Origin of the sequence: Pseudomonas sp. IT-P218, from assembly GCF_949767605.1 — a bacterium.
Classification (GTDB): Bacteria; Pseudomonadota; Gammaproteobacteria; order Pseudomonadales; family Pseudomonadaceae; genus Aquipseudomonas; species Aquipseudomonas putida_AE.
The window spans coordinates 1-255 of record NZ_CATKQQ010000085.1; the positions used below are offsets into that span (position 1 = coordinate 1).

Genomic DNA, 255 nt, shown 5'->3' on the forward strand with positions numbered 1-255 from the left:
AAAACCGATCGTAGTCCGGATCGCAGTCTGCAACTCGACTGCGTGAAGTCGGAATCGCTAGTAATCGCGAATCAGAATGTCGCGGTGAATACGTTCCCGGGCCTTGTACACACCGCCCGTCACACCATGGGAGTGGGTTGCACCAGAAGTAGCTAGTCTAACCTTCGGGAGGACGGTTACCACGGTGTGATTCATGACTGGGGTGAAGTCGTAACAAGGTAGCCGTAGGGGAACCTGCGGCTGGATCACCTCCTT

1 rRNA gene is annotated in these 255 nt (G+C 55.3%); it reads left to right on the plus strand.

What is annotated here, in order from left to right:
- Positions 1 to 255 (plus strand): 16S ribosomal RNA (locus ACM6I6_RS27570); the annotation flags it as partial.